The sequence below is a fragment of the Candidatus Tisiphia endosymbiont of Nemotelus nigrinus genome (assembly GCF_964026475.1).
GTDB lineage: Bacteria > Pseudomonadota > Alphaproteobacteria > Rickettsiales > Rickettsiaceae > Tisiphia.
Map to the genome: position 1 here is coordinate 1,407,419 of NZ_OZ032151.1, position 15,674 is coordinate 1,423,092.

Here is a 15,674-nt window from a genome sequence, read left to right on the forward strand (position 1 = left end):
CTACGTGGTTTTGCTAATAGCGTCTTATACTTTTCTGCAATTTTTAAATTGTCATGGGGGTTATGCGTAAGGTGAGATATTCATTATATTACTTCGTCGGCTTATGCCTCATTGTAGTGATGCTGGTTATTTTCCCGCAACTTTTAAACTACCATGATGACCTATAAAACGCCTTCCTCTTATAATTTTCGACAGCTGTGACCAAAGTAACTTTTTGCAATGACTATGTGTTGTTTTTCCTATGACTTTTAAACTGCCCTAAAAATAAAGGGTTAATATATCTCTTGCAAATATCTTCATAAAATATATAATTACTTTGCTTAAAATATAATAAGTAAAATTCACACGTAAGAGCTTAGTTGTTAGTCCAGTTTCTTTGGTATCAACTCTTGCGGAGGAAGTGCCTACTACTAATATTTAGAGGTACATAACTAACATTTCAAGGAGATTTAATAATGTCTAAACTAAAAGCTGTTAATGTCAAAGAGTTACTTGATGCTGGGGTGCATTTTGGTCATAAAACCTCACGTTGGAATCCCAAAATGGCATCTTATATTTATGGTGTTAGAGATGATATTCACGTAATTGACCTACAACAAACTGCTGCATTAATGCAAATGGCTCTCAATGTAATCTATGAAACCGTTAAAAAAAATGGTAAAATATTATTTGTCAGTACTAAAGTTCAAGCTAGTGATATAATAGCTGAGTATACAGAGAAGTGTGGGCAGTATTACGTTAATCACAGATGGCTTGGTGGTATGTTAACCAATTGGGGAACAATTTCTGCTTCAATAAAAACGCTAGATAATCTTGAGAAAATTCTGGAAAATGAAGAGGAATATTCCGTTTATACCAAAAAAGAAATACTGGAAATGACTCGTAAAAAGGATAAATTACTTAAATCCTTAGGGGGTATTAGACATATCGGAACAAAACCAAACTTGCTGGTGGTAATTGATACTAATAAGGAGCATTTGGCAATTCAAGAAGCAGTAAAGTTGGGAATACCGATAATTGCCGTTGTTGATACTAATTCTAACCCGGATAATATAGATCATCCTATTCCTGGTAATGATGATGCAATACGATCTATTAGACTTTATTGTAGCTTGTTTGCTGATGCCGTATTGGCTGGTATAGAAGAAGCTTTATCAGCCTCTGGTGTTGATTTAGGAAGCATAGCTACTCACGAAGAAAAAAATATCAATATAAAAACTATTACTAAATTAAAACCAACTAAGAAATTTTCTAAAACTTCTGACCTAAATAACCAAGAAGCAGCAGAGTCAGAGTTTGAAACAGCTCTGGAAATTGCAGAAGTAGTCACGACAAAAAAGTAAACTAAGTGTAACAAAGAGTACTTATAATTAACCTGATTAGTATTTATCCATAATTGATCTAGACAATGTTTGTCATCTTTGCTTAATTTAGTGTCATCTCTATGAAGCCAGGGGGCTAGGTTCTTGCTTTAGCAGGGATGACATACACTTTTTGTTGAGGCAAATGGCTAAATGCTAGTAGGGTTAGCTATATAACCTATAATAAGGAGAATAACATGATAAATGCTGGGCTTGTAAAACAATTAAGAGAGAAAACTGGGGCAGGAATGATGGACTGCAAGAAGGCTCTGCTTGAAGCAAAAGGAGACTTTGAAACAGCTATTGATTGGTTAAGAAAAAAAGGATTATCAGCTGCCGCAAAAAAATCAGATAGAGTGGCGGCTGAAGGGTTAACAGCAGTGCATATTAAAGATAATGTGGGAACTATTATAGAAATAAATTCTGAAACAGATTTTGTGGCAAGAAACGATAAGTTTCAACAACTGGTTAGAAATATTGCTATACTAGCTTTGCAACATAATGATTTACCATCATTAAAATTAGCAAAAATGTCAACAGGTAGAGCAGTTGATGAAGAAATATTAGATAATATTGCAACAATTGGTGAAAATTTAAATCTACGTCGCATGGATGTTTTGCAGGTCTCAGAAGGTGTGGTGGCATCTTATGTGCATAATACCGTTGTTGAAGGGTTAGGTAAGATTTCTGTCCTTGTTGGCTTACAGTCAACTAGTAAAGATAAAGCTAAGCTTCTAGAATTGGGACAAAAAATCGCCACTCATATAGCAGCAAATAATCCTTATAGTCTTGATGTATCGAGTCTGGATCAAAGCTTAGTGGAACGTGAGAAAAGTATATTCTTTGAACAGTCAAAAGCTTCTGGTAAAGCTGATAATATCGTTGAAAAAATGGTGGAAGGTAGAATACGTAAGTTTCTAGCAGAAGTTGTGCTGCTTGAACAAAGCTTTTTATTTGACGATAAATTGACAATTTCTCAAGTTATTGATAATACAGCAAAAGAATTAGGAGCTTCGATTAAAATTACTCAGTTTATAAGATATGAGCTAGGTGAAGGCATAAAGCAAGAAAATAAGAATTTTGCAGATGAAGTAGCAGCTGTTATACAAAATTAGGCAGGAGAAGAGTAGTACCCTACATTTTTTATTCTATCGTAAAATAGCGAAAAATTATCAGGGTATTATGCTGCACAAGTGTCATTACGAGGAGTGTGTAAGAATGACGAAGCAATCCATTTCTAATCACTTTTTGGATTGCTTCGTTGCTACTGCCAGTAGCTTCTCGCAGTGACGATATGTTGCAAAGTTGTTCGTACTAGTTCATACGTCTATTAGTGAGACCACTTAGTGGTTGTGGCAATCCGTACTCATTAGGTTGTTTCCGTTGCTTTCGGTTTCTTACTAAAGACGTATGTTTGGTATAAATATTATATCAGGTTAGCCATAAAAATTAACCATCTTCTCGGAGACTAATTGGCAATCATATTTTTCTAAAATATCTTGTCTAATTTTTTTACCAAGATGTTTTCGTAATGAAGGCATAGTAATTACCAGCTCCATAGCTATTGCTAAATCTTCTGTATTTTGAGGTTTAACTAATAACCCGTTTATTTTGTTTTGTATTAATTCTCTGCCACCTGGAGCATCAGTAGTAATAATAGCTCTACCATATGCCCCAGCCTCTAAGAGGGAACGGCTTAGTCCTTCACGGTAAGAAGGTAATACGGCAATATGGACTTTTTTCCATATTTCGTCGATATTTTTCTGATAACCAAGATATTTGATGTATCCTAGATTTTGGTAGTCTTCTAATATGGATTGGGCTATTGATTGTTTGTTATCTTTGTCGGGTTCACCAACTAACCAAAATTCGGCATCTAGACCTTTCTGCTTTAATATCTTTGCAGCATATATAAATTCATATATACCTTTGTCAATAAGCATTCTAGCTACTAAGGCAACTACTATTTTATTACCTAATGGTTCTGGCAGGAGCGGAAATCTCTTGGTTTCTATACCAACACTGCATTGTTTAATGACTAAATTTTTGGGGGCTATATAGCTAACCTGATTAACATTTAGCCATAGTAAACTGGCGTCATTGCGAGGAGACATGAGTCGACGAAGCAATCCATTACTAATTACTTTTCTGGATTGCTTTGTTGCTACTAAGCTAGCTTTTCGCAATGATGTTTGTGAATTTGGCGTAATGTTAGTCTGGTTAGCTATACCTAATTTCATAAGTAAAGCTAAGTCATCATCATTTTGTACGACAAATAACATGTTTTTATAATATCCTATTAGGGATAATATTCTAACTATAATGTTCCTAATCAATCTTAGTAAGAAATTATTACTGATAAACAGTAACCCCATACCAACAAAAGTATTAATAATTTGTGGTATATTGCACAAAAAAGCACTTATACTTCCATAAAAAATTGGTTTTATAGTAAAATTATGTAATATATCAGGTTTTTCCTTATTTAATATTCTGATTAACTTGATTAATAATAGTAAATCACTAAAAGGATTAATACTTCCACGCTTTATTGAGATTGGAATTACTGGTAAATCATGCAGTTCTATCTTATCTTTAAATTCACTAATATTTGTTAGTACCTTTACCTCATATCCTTTAATTTTAGCAGTCAAAGCAATTGGTAGAAGATGAGCATAAAAGTGCCAATCTGTATTTGTAAAAATAATAATTTTTTTCATTTATTTTTCTTTATAATAACTCTATAACATAACATAAAGTATACTCAAAGCAGAAGAGTATTACATGAATTAAACTCATTACTAATATATGTCAAGATATTTAGTCACTGGTGGGGCTGGTTTCATTGGCTCACACCTGGTTAACCTATTATTAAAAGAAGGACATCAAGTTGTCATATTAGATGATCTATCAACTGGTAACTTAGATAATTCAGTTTATAAAAATGTTGAATTTATTCAAGGAAGTATTTTAGACCAAGATATTGTAAAAAAACTATTTAAAAATATTGATGGTTGCTTTCATCTTGCAGCAGTGGCAAATGTGCAGGAATCAATTAATAATTGGTATTACAGCCATCAAGTGAATTTAACGGGAACCATTAATATATTCCTTCAAGCAAGCAAACAAAATATCCCTGTGGTATATGCATCATCTGCTGCTGTTTATGGTTCGGTAAGTGATTTGCCTCTACAAGAAAATGGGAAAGTGAGTCCACTTTCTCCTTATGCAGTGGATAAATATGCCTGTGAGTTACACGCTAAGGCTTTTGGCGAGCTTAAATCTCTTAAAAGTTGTGGTTTACGCTTTTTTAATGTTTATGGTAAAGGACAATCTAAAAATTCTGATTATTCTGGTGTCATATCAATATTTAGAGAACAAGTGAAAGATGGTAAAGAGTTGATGATTTTTGGTGATGGAAATCAGAGTCGGGACTTTATACATATTTCAGATGTGACAAATATGTGCATTAGAGCTTTGTCTATTGCGGTATCATCGGCTCCAGTAATAAATGTTTGTACGGGACGTGCCTATTCTATAAATGAACTTATTCAATTAATTAATAAAATTGCCATTGTTAAAGGAATAAAATATCTACCAAGTCAAGTTGGCAGTGTAAATAGTTCTTTTGGCAGCCCAGAGTTGGCTCAGAAGGTTTTAAATTATAAAGCAACATATGAGTTAGAAACTGGGTTATTAGAGTTATTTAGCGTAAATTTATGAATTCAAAAGAAACCCTGATTTTAGTAGCTGATGTTAGGGGATGGGCTTTTGATAGTGTTGCCCAATATGTTCAATCTTTGCTAAATGATCAATATGATTGTCATATAATTTATAGTTGTGATTATAAAACATGTGAGGATTTTTTAGGTGACTTAAACCAGTATGATTTTGTTAAATTAATACATTTTTTTCATCGTGGGTATTTAACGCACTTACTGCAAATTATAGCAGATAATAGTATTAACACTAATAGCAATATTGAAAAATTATTAAATATCGCTATTACCATTAGCATACCTGATCATTTATTTATTGAAAACGCAGGGGACATATTAAAAAATCTCCTAACTTTCCGATTTATTGATAATTACTACACTAGCTCTAAAAGATTGTATGATATTTATGCAAATATCCAAGAATACCCAAAACCTTGGCAAGTAATTTATGATAATGTATTAATTCTAGATTCTAAAAATGAGCCTGACCCTGAACTTGATTTAACCTCTAGTCAGCTAGTTGTTACATGGATTGGTAATAGTGCTTGGGAAAGTTGGTGTAGCACTATTGACGATTACAAAGGTCTAAAAACAGTAATTATACCAGCCCTAGAGCAGCTTGATCACGAGAAAATTCACATAAAAAGATGTATAATAGATAAAAATAAGCGAATACATTCGAAACAAGAAGTTTGGGATACTCTAAAAGAAACAGACATTCTGCTAATAGCATCCGTGCAAGAAGGCACACCACTAACGCTCATTGAAGCTATGGCATTTGGGTGTGCAATTATCACTACTGATGTAGGGATTGCTCAGGAGGTACTACCTGATATACAACATCAATTTATAATTAATAGAGATTATCCGTATTTTACGGATTCTATAAAAAAATTAAATGCTAACAGAAATTTACTAACCAAGATTAAACAACAAAATTTTCTTGCTTATAAAAAAATCTTTGCTAATAAAACTCATCTGCAAAATTTGTGGTATTCGTTTATAGAAGTTTCAGTAAAAAATCATAGCAAAAAACAAAAGCTACAAATTCTAAGAGATATCAACCTTGTTAATAAGGGTGAAGCACCCTCTATAATTGATAAAATACGTTCTATTCGTTTTTTAAAAAAGATCGCACAACCTCTTCTAAGATATTATTGGGTTAGGATATGTGCTAGACGAATAATTGCAATGCTTTATTGGTGCTCTTCAGAAAATGACTATGATAATTTTAAAAATTTTATAATCAAATATCAAGGACAGCAAAAAGATATTGACGATATTTACGTAATTTATTCTGATGCTTTTCCTGGTGTTGCTAACTCTACTAAAGAATTATTTAACCAAATAATTCCTTTTCCTATGAGGAAAGGAAATGTTTTGCTAAGCTATGTTAATGCATATTTACCTAACAAGATTATTACTAAAATAGCACAGTTAATTATAAAAACAGGTATTAAAAAATTAGTTATATCGGGTGGGCTTGATGTTCATGTTCAATTAGTAGAAAAGCTACATGAGCTTAAGGCTGATAATTGTTTAAATATTTACTTTCTATGGCATGGCTCTCCTGCCCAATGGGTAGATTCCCATCATTGCCAAGATTTCTATAAATGGTTGAATTTATATAAACAAAATAAAATTAAAGCTATTATCACCTTGAAGAAAGGTCTAGAACAATTTATGATAGCTAATGGTATCCAATCTTATCTATTACAAAACTTCATACCATCGTCGCCTGAAAGAAAGACGATAGTCCTAGAAAATGGTAAATTTACCATTGGTGTATGGAGTGCTTCTAGCATATGGATAAAGAATCTCTATCCCCAATTTGCAGCAATAAGTATGTTTAAAGACAATATCTCTTGTCATACTAATTGCCATTTTAATGACAATAAACACACTTCTTGGATGATGGAAGATGTAGAACTTAAAGTTTTTCCTGAACAATTACCACATCAAGAATTAATAAAACTTATTGCCAACACTAATTTGACTTTATACATTACTAATTCAGAATGTTCACCTATGATAGTTTTAGAGAGTCTGAGTTTAGGAGTACCTTGCTTAGTTGGGCCTACATCAGATATTTATGATGATCAATTTTTGCGTGACATGTTGACTGTCAATCGCGTCGATTGTCCGTTAACCATATTTAAAGCAATAGAAAAAGTTCAACAAAATATTGATATAATATGTTCCAAACTACCGGAGTTCATTAAAAAATATAATAAAAATGCTCTTGCTTTAAAAAACTCTTTGCTAACAACCATGAATAATGATCCTAATTAGATAGGGGGAATGACTAATATTACGCCTTTATTGTGAGGAAGTAGCTTTGCCACAGCTGTTGAAAGTTTAAAGAGGAAGGGATTTTAGAGGTCATAGTGGCAGTTTAAAAGTTGGGGGCAAATAACTGGTGTCATTGCAAAAAGGCGTAAGTAGCTCCTCGCAATGATGGCATGGACTCCGTCCTACAACTGTCGAAAGTTAGAAGAGGAAGCTGTTTTTAGGCAAGGAAATGTCATTGCGAGGAGTGCGTAAGCACGACGAAGCAATCCAAATTTAATCATTTTATGGATTGCTTCGTCGACCTTCGGTCTTCTCGCAATGACGTCACCCTATTTAAAACCCCCTCTTCTAACTTTCGACAGTTGTGAACTCCATCCAAACCCATATATGGACTTCGTCCATATATGACGCTAATTTGATATGGCTAAATATTAAATCGGGATAAAGTCATACTGAATTCTGGGGTCATCCTGAATTTATTTCAGGATCTTTTTTGTGTATAGTATATATCCTGAAACAAGTTCAGGATGACTTGAATATGAAACTAACTTCAGGATGACTATTTTTTTAAAGAGCAAACAAATTTACCAATATGAAAAAATTATCATTTCAACAAATTATCTTGACCTTGCAAAATTACTGGCAAGATTATGGCTGTGCAATTTTACAGCCATATGACGCGCATGTTGGAGCTGGTACTTTTCATCCTGCTACTGTACTACGAACTCTTGGTAAGAAACCTTGGTTTGTAGCTTACGTTCAACCTTCTCGGCGTCCTCATGATAGTAGATACGCTTTGCATCCTAATAGAATGCAGCATTATTATCAATTTCAGGTTATACTAAAACCCTCTCCTGATGATATACAAGAGCTATATTTAAAGAGTCTTGAATGTCTTGGTATAGATTTGCAAAAACATGATATTAGGTTTGTTAAAGATGATTGGGAGTCTCCTAGTCTCGGTGCTGCTGGGCTTGGCTGGGAAATATGGTGTAACGGTATGGAAGTATCACAATTTACTTATATGCAACAAATAGGTGGTATTGATTGTCGTCCAGTGGCTGGTGAGATTACCTATGGTTTAGAACGTCTGGCACTTTATATACAAGGAATCAATGAGGTAAGAAATCTTGACTGGAATGGTCAGGTTGGAGAAAAGGCTTTAACCTATGGTGAAGTAGATTTTGCCGCTGAAAAACAATTTTCAAAATTTAATTTAGAATTAGCTGACGTAGCCATATTATCTCAGCATTTTATTGATAGTGAGAAACAATGTAATGAATTAATCGCTGCAGATTTACCTTTGCCAGCTTATGATTATTGTATTCAAGCTAGTCATCTTTTTAATCTGTTAAATGCCCGGGGGGTAATTAGTGTAACAGAGAGAGCATCTTACATACTCAGGATACGTAATTTGGCAAAAATGTGCTGTAATAAATGGTTAGAACTAGAAGATAAAGAAGAGTTAATATGAGTGAGTTATTATTAGAACTTTTTAGCGAAGAGATACCAGCTTTGATGCAGAAAAATGCAGCGGAAAGCTATAAAACCATATTTACGACAATCTTGCAGGAAAGCGAGCTAGTTGCTGATGTTCAGCTATATGTTGGATCTAGGAGAATTGCTGTACATATTACAAATTTACCAAAATCTATACCACCAAAAGAAATTACCATAAGAGGACCGAAAGTTTCGGCAACGCAGCAGGCTGTAGAAGGGTTTTGTCGATCAAATAATATTGAGCAAAATAAATTATCTACGCTATTAGTGCAAGGGCAATTATATTATATAATAGCAAAGAGTAGCATAGAAACCGATATACGAGTATTATTGCAAGAGATAATTCCTAAAGCAATTAGTAAGTATATTTGGTCAAAATCTATGTATTGGGGGAATTATGATATAAGTTGGATTAGACCGCTTAGGAATATTTTATGTATATTTGATGGAGAAATACTAGCCATTAAATATGGACATTTGACGGCAAATAATATTACCTTTGGGCACAGATTTCTTAGTCCTGAACCGATTACTATAGACAGTTTTTCTGAATACCAGAATAAGCTGCGGGAGAGTAATGTCATTATTGACCAAGAAGAACGTAAGGAGATAATAAAAAGTCAGCTATCAAAAATAGCCAATTCACTTAATTTAGTTATCAAAGATGATGAGAAATTATTAGAAGAAGTAACAGGATTAGTAGAATTGCCAGTTGTTATGGCGGGTAAAATACCTGAGATATTTTTGCAGTTACCTAGTGAAGTACTAGTTAGCTCAATGCGTAGCCACCAGAAATATTTTAGCACTTTTGACCAAGCTGGTAATTTTGCTCCTTATTTTCTTTTTGTTAGTAATATGCGACATGATCAAAATGTTATAATAAGTGGTAACGAAAAAGTACTAGCTGCTAGACTATCTGATGCGTTATATTTTTATCAGCAGGATTTATCTAATAGTTTAGAATCAAAATTGCCAAAGCTTGAGCAGATAACTTTCCATGCAAAGCTTGGCAGTATCAAACAAAAAACAGAGAGAATTGATGATATTTGTAATTATCTAATGCTAGGAAATCAGGATTTGCAAGTAGCAGCTAAACTTTGTAAAAGTGACCTAACAACTGAAATGGTGGGAGAATTCCCTGAACTGCAAGGTATTATGGGATATTATTACGCCAAAGCCGAAGGGTTAAATGATCAGATTGCCTTGGCAATAAGAGATCATTATAAACCACAAGGACCATCAGATAATTTGCCAATGGGAAATAGTGCAATATTGGCGATTGCTGATAAACTGGATAGTTTAGTAGGTTTGATATTAATAGGAGAAGAGCCAAATGGTTCAAGAGACCCTTACTCGCTTAGACGGCAAGCATTAGGTATTATTAGGATAATTTTAACTAATAAATTAAATATTGATATTAAGGAACTAGTTGCGTATGTAGTTCACTTATATCAAACTATGTTTGAAGACGTAAAGGGAGGAGGGGATGATAGTGGGCTAAATAAAACTAGTCAGATAATTCTAGAGTTCTTAGAAGAACGAGCCAAATATTATTTTAAAAATCACTATGACATATCGTTAATTAATGCGGTGCTTGATTTTGATATTGAAAGAGATTTAGTGATTAGCGAAATAAAGCTCGGTGCTTTACAAAAGTTTCTCGCTGGAGTGGATGGTGAGAATTTATTAACTATTTACAAAAGAGCAAATAATATACTAGAAGGTAGTAATATAGAAGGAGAAGTTGATCAAAAGGCTTTTATTTCACAATATGAGCAACAATTATTTTTATCATTAGAAAACGTTTCTAAACAAATAGATCACTATATTGCAGAAAAAGATTTTACTAAAACTCTTAGCCTGTTACTAGAAATATTAAAACCTGTCAATGAGTTTTTTGATAATGTTATGGTCAAAGATCAAGATCGTAACATTGCCAATAATCGTTTATTGTTGCTCAGAATGGTTACCCAATTATTTGATAAATTAGCAAAATTTAGTGCTTTATGACTGATACATTAAAGCAGGCTGCCAAATTTATAAAATCTGGCAATGTAGTAGCATTCCCCACAGAAACAGTATATGGACTTGGGGCAGATGCTAGTAATGAGCAAGCTTGTCAGAAGATTTTTAAGATAAAAAAGCGTCCAAGCATAAATCCTCTAATTGTTCATGTAGCAACTATGAGCCAAGCTAAAACTATAGGGGAATTTAATGCAGATGCCATTAAGTTAAGTGAGGTGTTTTGGCCAGGGCCTTTATCGATTGTTGTACCATTAAAAAGTGGGGCAAATATAGCGGAATCAGTATTAGCTGGGATGACAACGGTTGCCCTTCGTATACCATCACATAATATTGCTTTGGAGCTAATAAGAAAGTCAGCTACTCCGATAGCAGCCCCTAGTGCTAACCCATCAGGTTATATTAGTAGCACGACTTTACAGCATGTACAGGAACATTTTGCAAATGACCAAGATATTTTTATTTTAGAGGATAATTTAAATGATTGTAAGTGTCAATATGGTATAGAATCAACCATAGTAGATAGTACTACTAATAACTTAACTATTTTGCGAGATGGTTTTATTACGCTGGAAGCGTTAGAGAAGGCCATTGGTAAGAAACTAGATAAAACATCCAGCTTGATGCAAATTAAAGCTCCGGGGATGATGAATAAACATTACTCGCCAAGAGTTAAAGTAAGATTGAATGCAGAGAGTTTAGAAGCTAATGAGGTAGGGCTTAATTTTGCCGATAGTAAGCTAGAGGGTAATTTTTCGCTTAATTTAAGTTTAACTGGTGATTTAATTGAAACAGCTAGTAACTTATTTGCCAGTCTTAGAATATTGGATAATTACGCAGAATTAAATGGATTAGCAATTGCCGTTGCCTCTATCCCAGAGGTTGGTATTGGCGTTGCAATCAATGATCGACTTAAAAGAGCGGCGGTAAAATGACATCTATATTTACTAAATTAAAGCAGGTATTAGTTAATAGTTCAAATAAAATATCTTCGGGCATTGACCAGATATTTTATAAAAGAAAACTAGATGAGCAAACTTTAAATGAATTAGAGGAGTTGTTAATATCTGCAGATATCACAGCCTCTGTGGCAATAGAGCTGGTTGATAAACTAAGAGCTATCAAATTTGATAAAGAAGTAAGTGGTTTGGCAATCAAAGAACAGCTAGCTGACATTATCGGGCAATTATTGGTAAAAACTAGCAAGCCTTTTGAATTGTATGATAAAAAGCTTAATGTTATCCTAGTTTGCGGTGTTAATGGGTCAGGGAAAACTACGACAATAGGCAAGCTAGCCAGCATTTATCGTAGACAGGGGAAAAAAGTAGCAATTGCTGCTTGTGATACATTTAGGGCTGCTGCTGTTAGTCAATTATCTAGTTGGGCTGATAAAAGTGGTTCAATGTTTATTGCTGGTGAAGAATCAGCTGAGCCTGCTAGTGTTGCTTATCTTGCTATGCAGTCTTCAATAAAAAATGATGTTGATATATTATTTATTGATACAGCTGGAAGGTTGCATAACAAGAAGAATTTGATGGAAGAACTTGCCAAAATTGTTAGGGTTATTAAGAAGATTGATGATACAGCTCCTCACCATAGTATATTAGTAATTGATGCGACCACAGGACAGAATGTATATAACCAAGTTGAACAATTTGCCGCTATTGCTAACATAACAAGTCTGATAGTCACTAAATTAGACGGTACGGCAAAAGCTGGTGTAGTGGTAGGAGTCGTACAAAAATTCGCCTTACCAGTATGTTTTTTAGGGGTAGGGGAAAAGGTAGACGATCTAAAACCGTTTGATCCAGCTGCGTTTGCCAGTAGTTTAGTAGGGAATTAATTATTAAATATAGATGATAAAATAATTGTTGAAAAGCATTAAGTGATACTTTATATTTTACTATATGAAATATGACCTACTAGACAACAAAAAAAAGCAACTGGATAGAATCAGACCATTAACTCTAGAGTTGGTTAGAAACTTAGAGCAGTGGTTTAAGGTAGAGTTGACTTATACCAGTAATGCTATTGAGGGTAATACTCTCTCGCGTTTGGAAACTGCTGTGGTAATTGAAAAAGGATTAACAGTTGGTGGAAAATCGTTAGTAGAACATCTTGAGGCAAGAAATCATGCACAAGCTTTGGACTTAATCCATGAAATACAGCAAAAGAAAATTTGTGAAATTACTGAAAACGATATTTTATCAATTCATGCTCTCATCCTAAAGGGTATCGATGATTATAATGCTGGATATTATAGGCAAGTAGCAGTACGTATTTCAGGTTCAAGGGTAATAATGCCAAATCCAGTAAAAGTACCAAACTTGATGGTAGATTTCATTGCATGGCTAAACTCATCTAAAGATATGCATCCTGTAGCACTTGCAGGAGAAGCACATTATCGACTAGTAACTATCCATCCTTTCTCAGACGGGAATGGTCGAACTGCACGATTATTGATGAATTTAATTCTAATAATGGCAGGCTATCCACCGGCTATTATTAGACTACAAGAGAGGTTACCTTATGTAACATCTCTAGAAACTGCACAACTTGGTGGTTCAAAAGAAGCCTATGAAAAGATTATATTTAATGCAGTCAATCGTTCTCTTGATATTTATCTTAAAGCAGCAAACTCTGTAAACTCTTCAGATGTAGTATTATCAGAGAAATTATTAAGAATTGGTAAGCTTGCAAAAGCTGTCAGTGAAACTGTGTCAACAATTCGTTTTTGGACTAAGGAAGGCTTGCTTGAAATTGCTGATGTTACTAAATCACGCTATCAGCTTTACTCGCCTGAAATGATTGAACAATGTATAGAAATTCAACGATTAAAGAAACAAAAGCTAACACTGAATGAAATCAAGAATATGCTTGTGAATAATGACATAAAATAAAAATAAGGTATTTTTATAATGTACATTGTAAAAAAAAAATTATCTATCCAATCACGCTATTACAAAGAAATTTTGTCAATAATTAAATTAGGTGGCGGAGTAGCAAGGATTGTCGGCGGAGCTGTTCGGGATGCTATTCTTGGTGTTGTTAACTACGACATTGATATAGCAACCAATTTATTACCAGAGCAAGTAACAGATATTTTATCAACAGCCAATATTAATGTTATCCCAACTGGTATAAAATATGGCACAGTTACGGCTTTATTAAATAATGAGAAATTTGAGATTACTACACTTAGAAAAGATATAAAATGTGATGGTCGGCACACAGAAGTTATTTTTACTGATGATTTTATGGAGGATGCTACTAGAAGAGATTTTACTATTAATGCACTAAGCTATTGTCCATTTGAGCATAAAATTTATGATTATTTTGGTGGAATAGATGATTTACGAGAATTTAAGGTAATATTTATCGAACAGCCATTTGAACGAATTGAAGAAGATTTTTTACGTATTTTACGATTCTTCCGTTTTTCCTGTTATTATGCAAGACAGTTAGATCGTAAAGGGCTAGATGCCTGTATTAAATTGCGAGAAAATCTTAAATTATTATCAAAAGAACGGATAAAATGGGAGATGGACAAGTTGATTATCTCAGATAATAGTCCTAATATTTTGCAGCAAATGTTTGATAATGGCATATTGCAAATAATATTACCAGTTAGTAAATTTGATAAAAAATCTTTGATGGAAGCAATTAATTTCGGTTCTTTAGAGCCTTACACTAGGTATTCACTTTTATTTTACCACATAAAGAACTTACCACTAAGTGATTTATTAAATTTAAAATTTTCTCGGCACATCGCCCTCAAAATCATTACTATACTTAGATTTGTTAATAAAGAAATCAACGAATTTACATTACGAGAAATTTGGTGGGAAAATGATGATTATTTGCAGTATATAAGTGTTCTAGTATCACTAGGCAAAGTAGATAGAACGGTGGCCAAGAAATTTCTAGATGCATACCAATCCAAACCCCGACCAATATTCCCGATAAATGGACATGACTTACAGAAAATAAATATTCATGGTAAAGCTATTGGCACAGTGATAGATAAATTAAAGAAATCTTGGATTGCCAGTGATTTTACACTTAATAAACATCAATTACTTGAATTAGTTATTTCCGACAGTCTAGGCTCTATTGATAAAATAATATAATTATTGTATAGTAAATTCCTAAGGTACTAAATTAGGAAAATATTATGAATCAAAATCAACAAGTGAAAGTAATAGGTAGTAACGGTCAACTATCGCTTGGCAAAGTATTTGCAGGACAAATGGTATTAATCGAACAATTAGATAATGACACATGGATCATTAAAACAGGAGAATTTGTTCCAACCTCAGAAAAATGGTTATCTCAAGGAGATACTTTAACTAAACTAGATAAAGCATTATCGTGGGCAGAAAGCAATAAACCAAAAGATAACTTACAAGAAATTGTTGAGAAAATTGAACATGTCTAAAATAAAAATAGATATGAATAATCTAGAGTTTCAAAAAGATTTGTTTGCTCTTGAAAAAAATAATCAATTAGCATTAATTAAAGTGTTAAAAAAAATAAGTCATTTAACTTGGGATGAGTTATATAGGAATCAAGGTTTAAAATGGGAAGTAATCGTGTCCAAAATAACTAAAAATAAGCATCAGATTTACTCTTTTAGGTTTTCACAAAAATGTCGAGCATTGGCTCTAAGAGAAGGATCTTACTTACGTTTACTAACTTTACATACAGATCATGATAGTGCTTATGAATAATTCCCAAAGTATACTTGGAAAAAAATAAAACATCCAAGGCATTGAAAAAT

The 15,674-nt window shown here is 33.3% G+C and carries 13 protein-coding genes; 12 read left to right on the forward strand and 1 reads right to left on the reverse strand.

Annotated features, from left to right (window positions below):
- The first annotated feature begins 455 nt into the window (after positions 1-455).
- Entirely contained in the window at positions 456-1,343 is an 888-nt protein-coding gene (gene rpsB / locus AAGD39_RS06680) for a 30S ribosomal protein S2 (protein WP_341756569.1), read from the forward strand.
- A gap of 215 nt (positions 1,344-1,558) precedes the next feature.
- The gene (gene tsf / locus AAGD39_RS06685; RefSeq protein WP_341756570.1) at positions 1,559-2,476 is read left to right on the forward strand and encodes a translation elongation factor Ts; all 918 of its coding nucleotides are present in this window, start codon (positions 1,559-1,561) and stop codon (positions 2,474-2,476) included.
- 321 nt (positions 2,477-2,797) lie between these two features.
- Here the strand turns inward: tsf and AAGD39_RS06690 are convergent, their stop codons facing one another.
- A complete protein-coding gene (locus AAGD39_RS06690) occupies positions 2,798-4,081 on the reverse strand; it encodes a glycosyltransferase family 4 protein (protein WP_341756571.1) in 1,284 nt (427 codons plus the stop codon).
- An 88-nt stretch (positions 4,082-4,169) separates the two neighbouring features.
- Between AAGD39_RS06690 and AAGD39_RS06695 the strand changes: the two genes are divergently transcribed.
- The 10 genes from AAGD39_RS06695 to AAGD39_RS06740 all read left to right on the forward strand — a co-directional run bounded on the left by AAGD39_RS06695 (position 4,170) and on the right by AAGD39_RS06740 (position 15,624).
- On the forward strand, positions 4,170-5,084 hold the full coding sequence (locus AAGD39_RS06695; RefSeq protein ID WP_341756572.1) for an NAD-dependent epimerase/dehydratase family protein: 915 nt from the start codon (positions 4,170-4,172) through the stop codon (positions 5,082-5,084).
- Entirely contained in the window at positions 5,081-7,372 is a 2,292-nt protein-coding gene (locus tag AAGD39_RS06700; protein ID WP_341756573.1) for a glycosyltransferase, read from the forward strand. Before AAGD39_RS06695 ends, AAGD39_RS06700 begins: the two co-directional genes overlap by 4 nt.
- A 592-nt stretch (positions 7,373-7,964) precedes the next feature.
- On the forward strand, positions 7,965-8,846 hold the full coding sequence (locus AAGD39_RS06705; RefSeq protein WP_341756574.1) for a glycine--tRNA ligase subunit alpha: 882 nt from the start codon (positions 7,965-7,967) through the stop codon (positions 8,844-8,846).
- Complete coding sequence (gene glyS / locus AAGD39_RS06710) at positions 8,843-10,882, forward strand: glycine--tRNA ligase subunit beta (RefSeq protein ID WP_341756575.1); 2,040 nt, start codon at positions 8,843-8,845, stop codon at positions 10,880-10,882. The genes AAGD39_RS06705 and glyS overlap by 4 nt, the downstream gene beginning before the upstream one ends.
- Positions 10,879-11,829, forward strand: coding sequence for an L-threonylcarbamoyladenylate synthase (locus tag AAGD39_RS06715; protein WP_341756576.1), 951 nt, complete (start codon positions 10,879-10,881; stop codon positions 11,827-11,829). Before glyS ends, AAGD39_RS06715 begins: the two co-directional genes overlap by 4 nt.
- Positions 11,826-12,737, forward strand: coding sequence for a signal recognition particle-docking protein FtsY (gene ftsY / locus AAGD39_RS06720; RefSeq protein WP_341756577.1), 912 nt, complete (start codon positions 11,826-11,828; stop codon positions 12,735-12,737). Before AAGD39_RS06715 ends, ftsY begins: the two co-directional genes overlap by 4 nt.
- Before the next feature lie 64 nt (positions 12,738-12,801).
- Positions 12,802-13,794, forward strand: coding sequence for a Fic family protein (locus AAGD39_RS06725; protein WP_341756578.1), 993 nt, complete (start codon positions 12,802-12,804; stop codon positions 13,792-13,794).
- 18 nt (positions 13,795-13,812) lie between these two features.
- Entirely contained in the window at positions 13,813-15,024 is a 1,212-nt protein-coding gene (locus tag AAGD39_RS06730) for a CCA tRNA nucleotidyltransferase (protein WP_341756579.1), read from the forward strand.
- A gap of 44 nt (positions 15,025-15,068) precedes the next feature.
- Entirely contained in the window at positions 15,069-15,332 is a 264-nt protein-coding gene (locus AAGD39_RS06735; RefSeq protein ID WP_341756580.1) for a hypothetical protein, read from the forward strand.
- A 13-nt stretch (positions 15,333-15,345) separates the two neighbouring features.
- Complete coding sequence (locus AAGD39_RS06740; RefSeq protein ID WP_341756581.1) at positions 15,346-15,624, forward strand: hypothetical protein; 279 nt, start codon at positions 15,346-15,348, stop codon at positions 15,622-15,624.
- Positions 15,625-15,674: the final 50 nt, after the last annotated feature.

Bases quoted from the DNA above. Each gene is read 5' to 3' on its own strand.
- rpsB (WP_341756569.1), top strand. From the start codon at position 456: ATGTCTAAACTAAAAGCTGTTAATGTCAAAGAGTTACTTGATGCTGGG.
- tsf (WP_341756570.1), top strand. From the start codon at position 1,559: ATGATAAATGCTGGGCTTGTAAAACAATTAAGAGAGAAAACTGGGGCA.
- AAGD39_RS06690 (WP_341756571.1), bottom strand. From the start codon at position 4,081: ATGAAAAAAATTATTATTTTTACAAATACAGATTGGCACTTTTATGCT.
- AAGD39_RS06695 (WP_341756572.1), top strand. From the start codon at position 4,170: ATGTCAAGATATTTAGTCACTGGTGGGGCTGGTTTCATTGGCTCACAC.
- AAGD39_RS06700 (WP_341756573.1), top strand. From the start codon at position 5,081: ATGAATTCAAAAGAAACCCTGATTTTAGTAGCTGATGTTAGGGGATGG.
- AAGD39_RS06705 (WP_341756574.1), top strand. From the start codon at position 7,965: ATGAAAAAATTATCATTTCAACAAATTATCTTGACCTTGCAAAATTAC.
- glyS (WP_341756575.1), top strand. From the start codon at position 8,843: ATGAGTGAGTTATTATTAGAACTTTTTAGCGAAGAGATACCAGCTTTG.
- AAGD39_RS06715 (WP_341756576.1), top strand. From the start codon at position 10,879: ATGACTGATACATTAAAGCAGGCTGCCAAATTTATAAAATCTGGCAAT.
- ftsY (WP_341756577.1), top strand. From the start codon at position 11,826: ATGACATCTATATTTACTAAATTAAAGCAGGTATTAGTTAATAGTTCA.
- AAGD39_RS06725 (WP_341756578.1), top strand. From the start codon at position 12,802: ATGAAATATGACCTACTAGACAACAAAAAAAAGCAACTGGATAGAATC.
- AAGD39_RS06730 (WP_341756579.1), top strand. From the start codon at position 13,813: ATGTACATTGTAAAAAAAAAATTATCTATCCAATCACGCTATTACAAA.
- AAGD39_RS06735 (WP_341756580.1), top strand. From the start codon at position 15,069: ATGAATCAAAATCAACAAGTGAAAGTAATAGGTAGTAACGGTCAACTA.
- AAGD39_RS06740 (WP_341756581.1), top strand. From the start codon at position 15,346: ATGAATAATCTAGAGTTTCAAAAAGATTTGTTTGCTCTTGAAAAAAAT.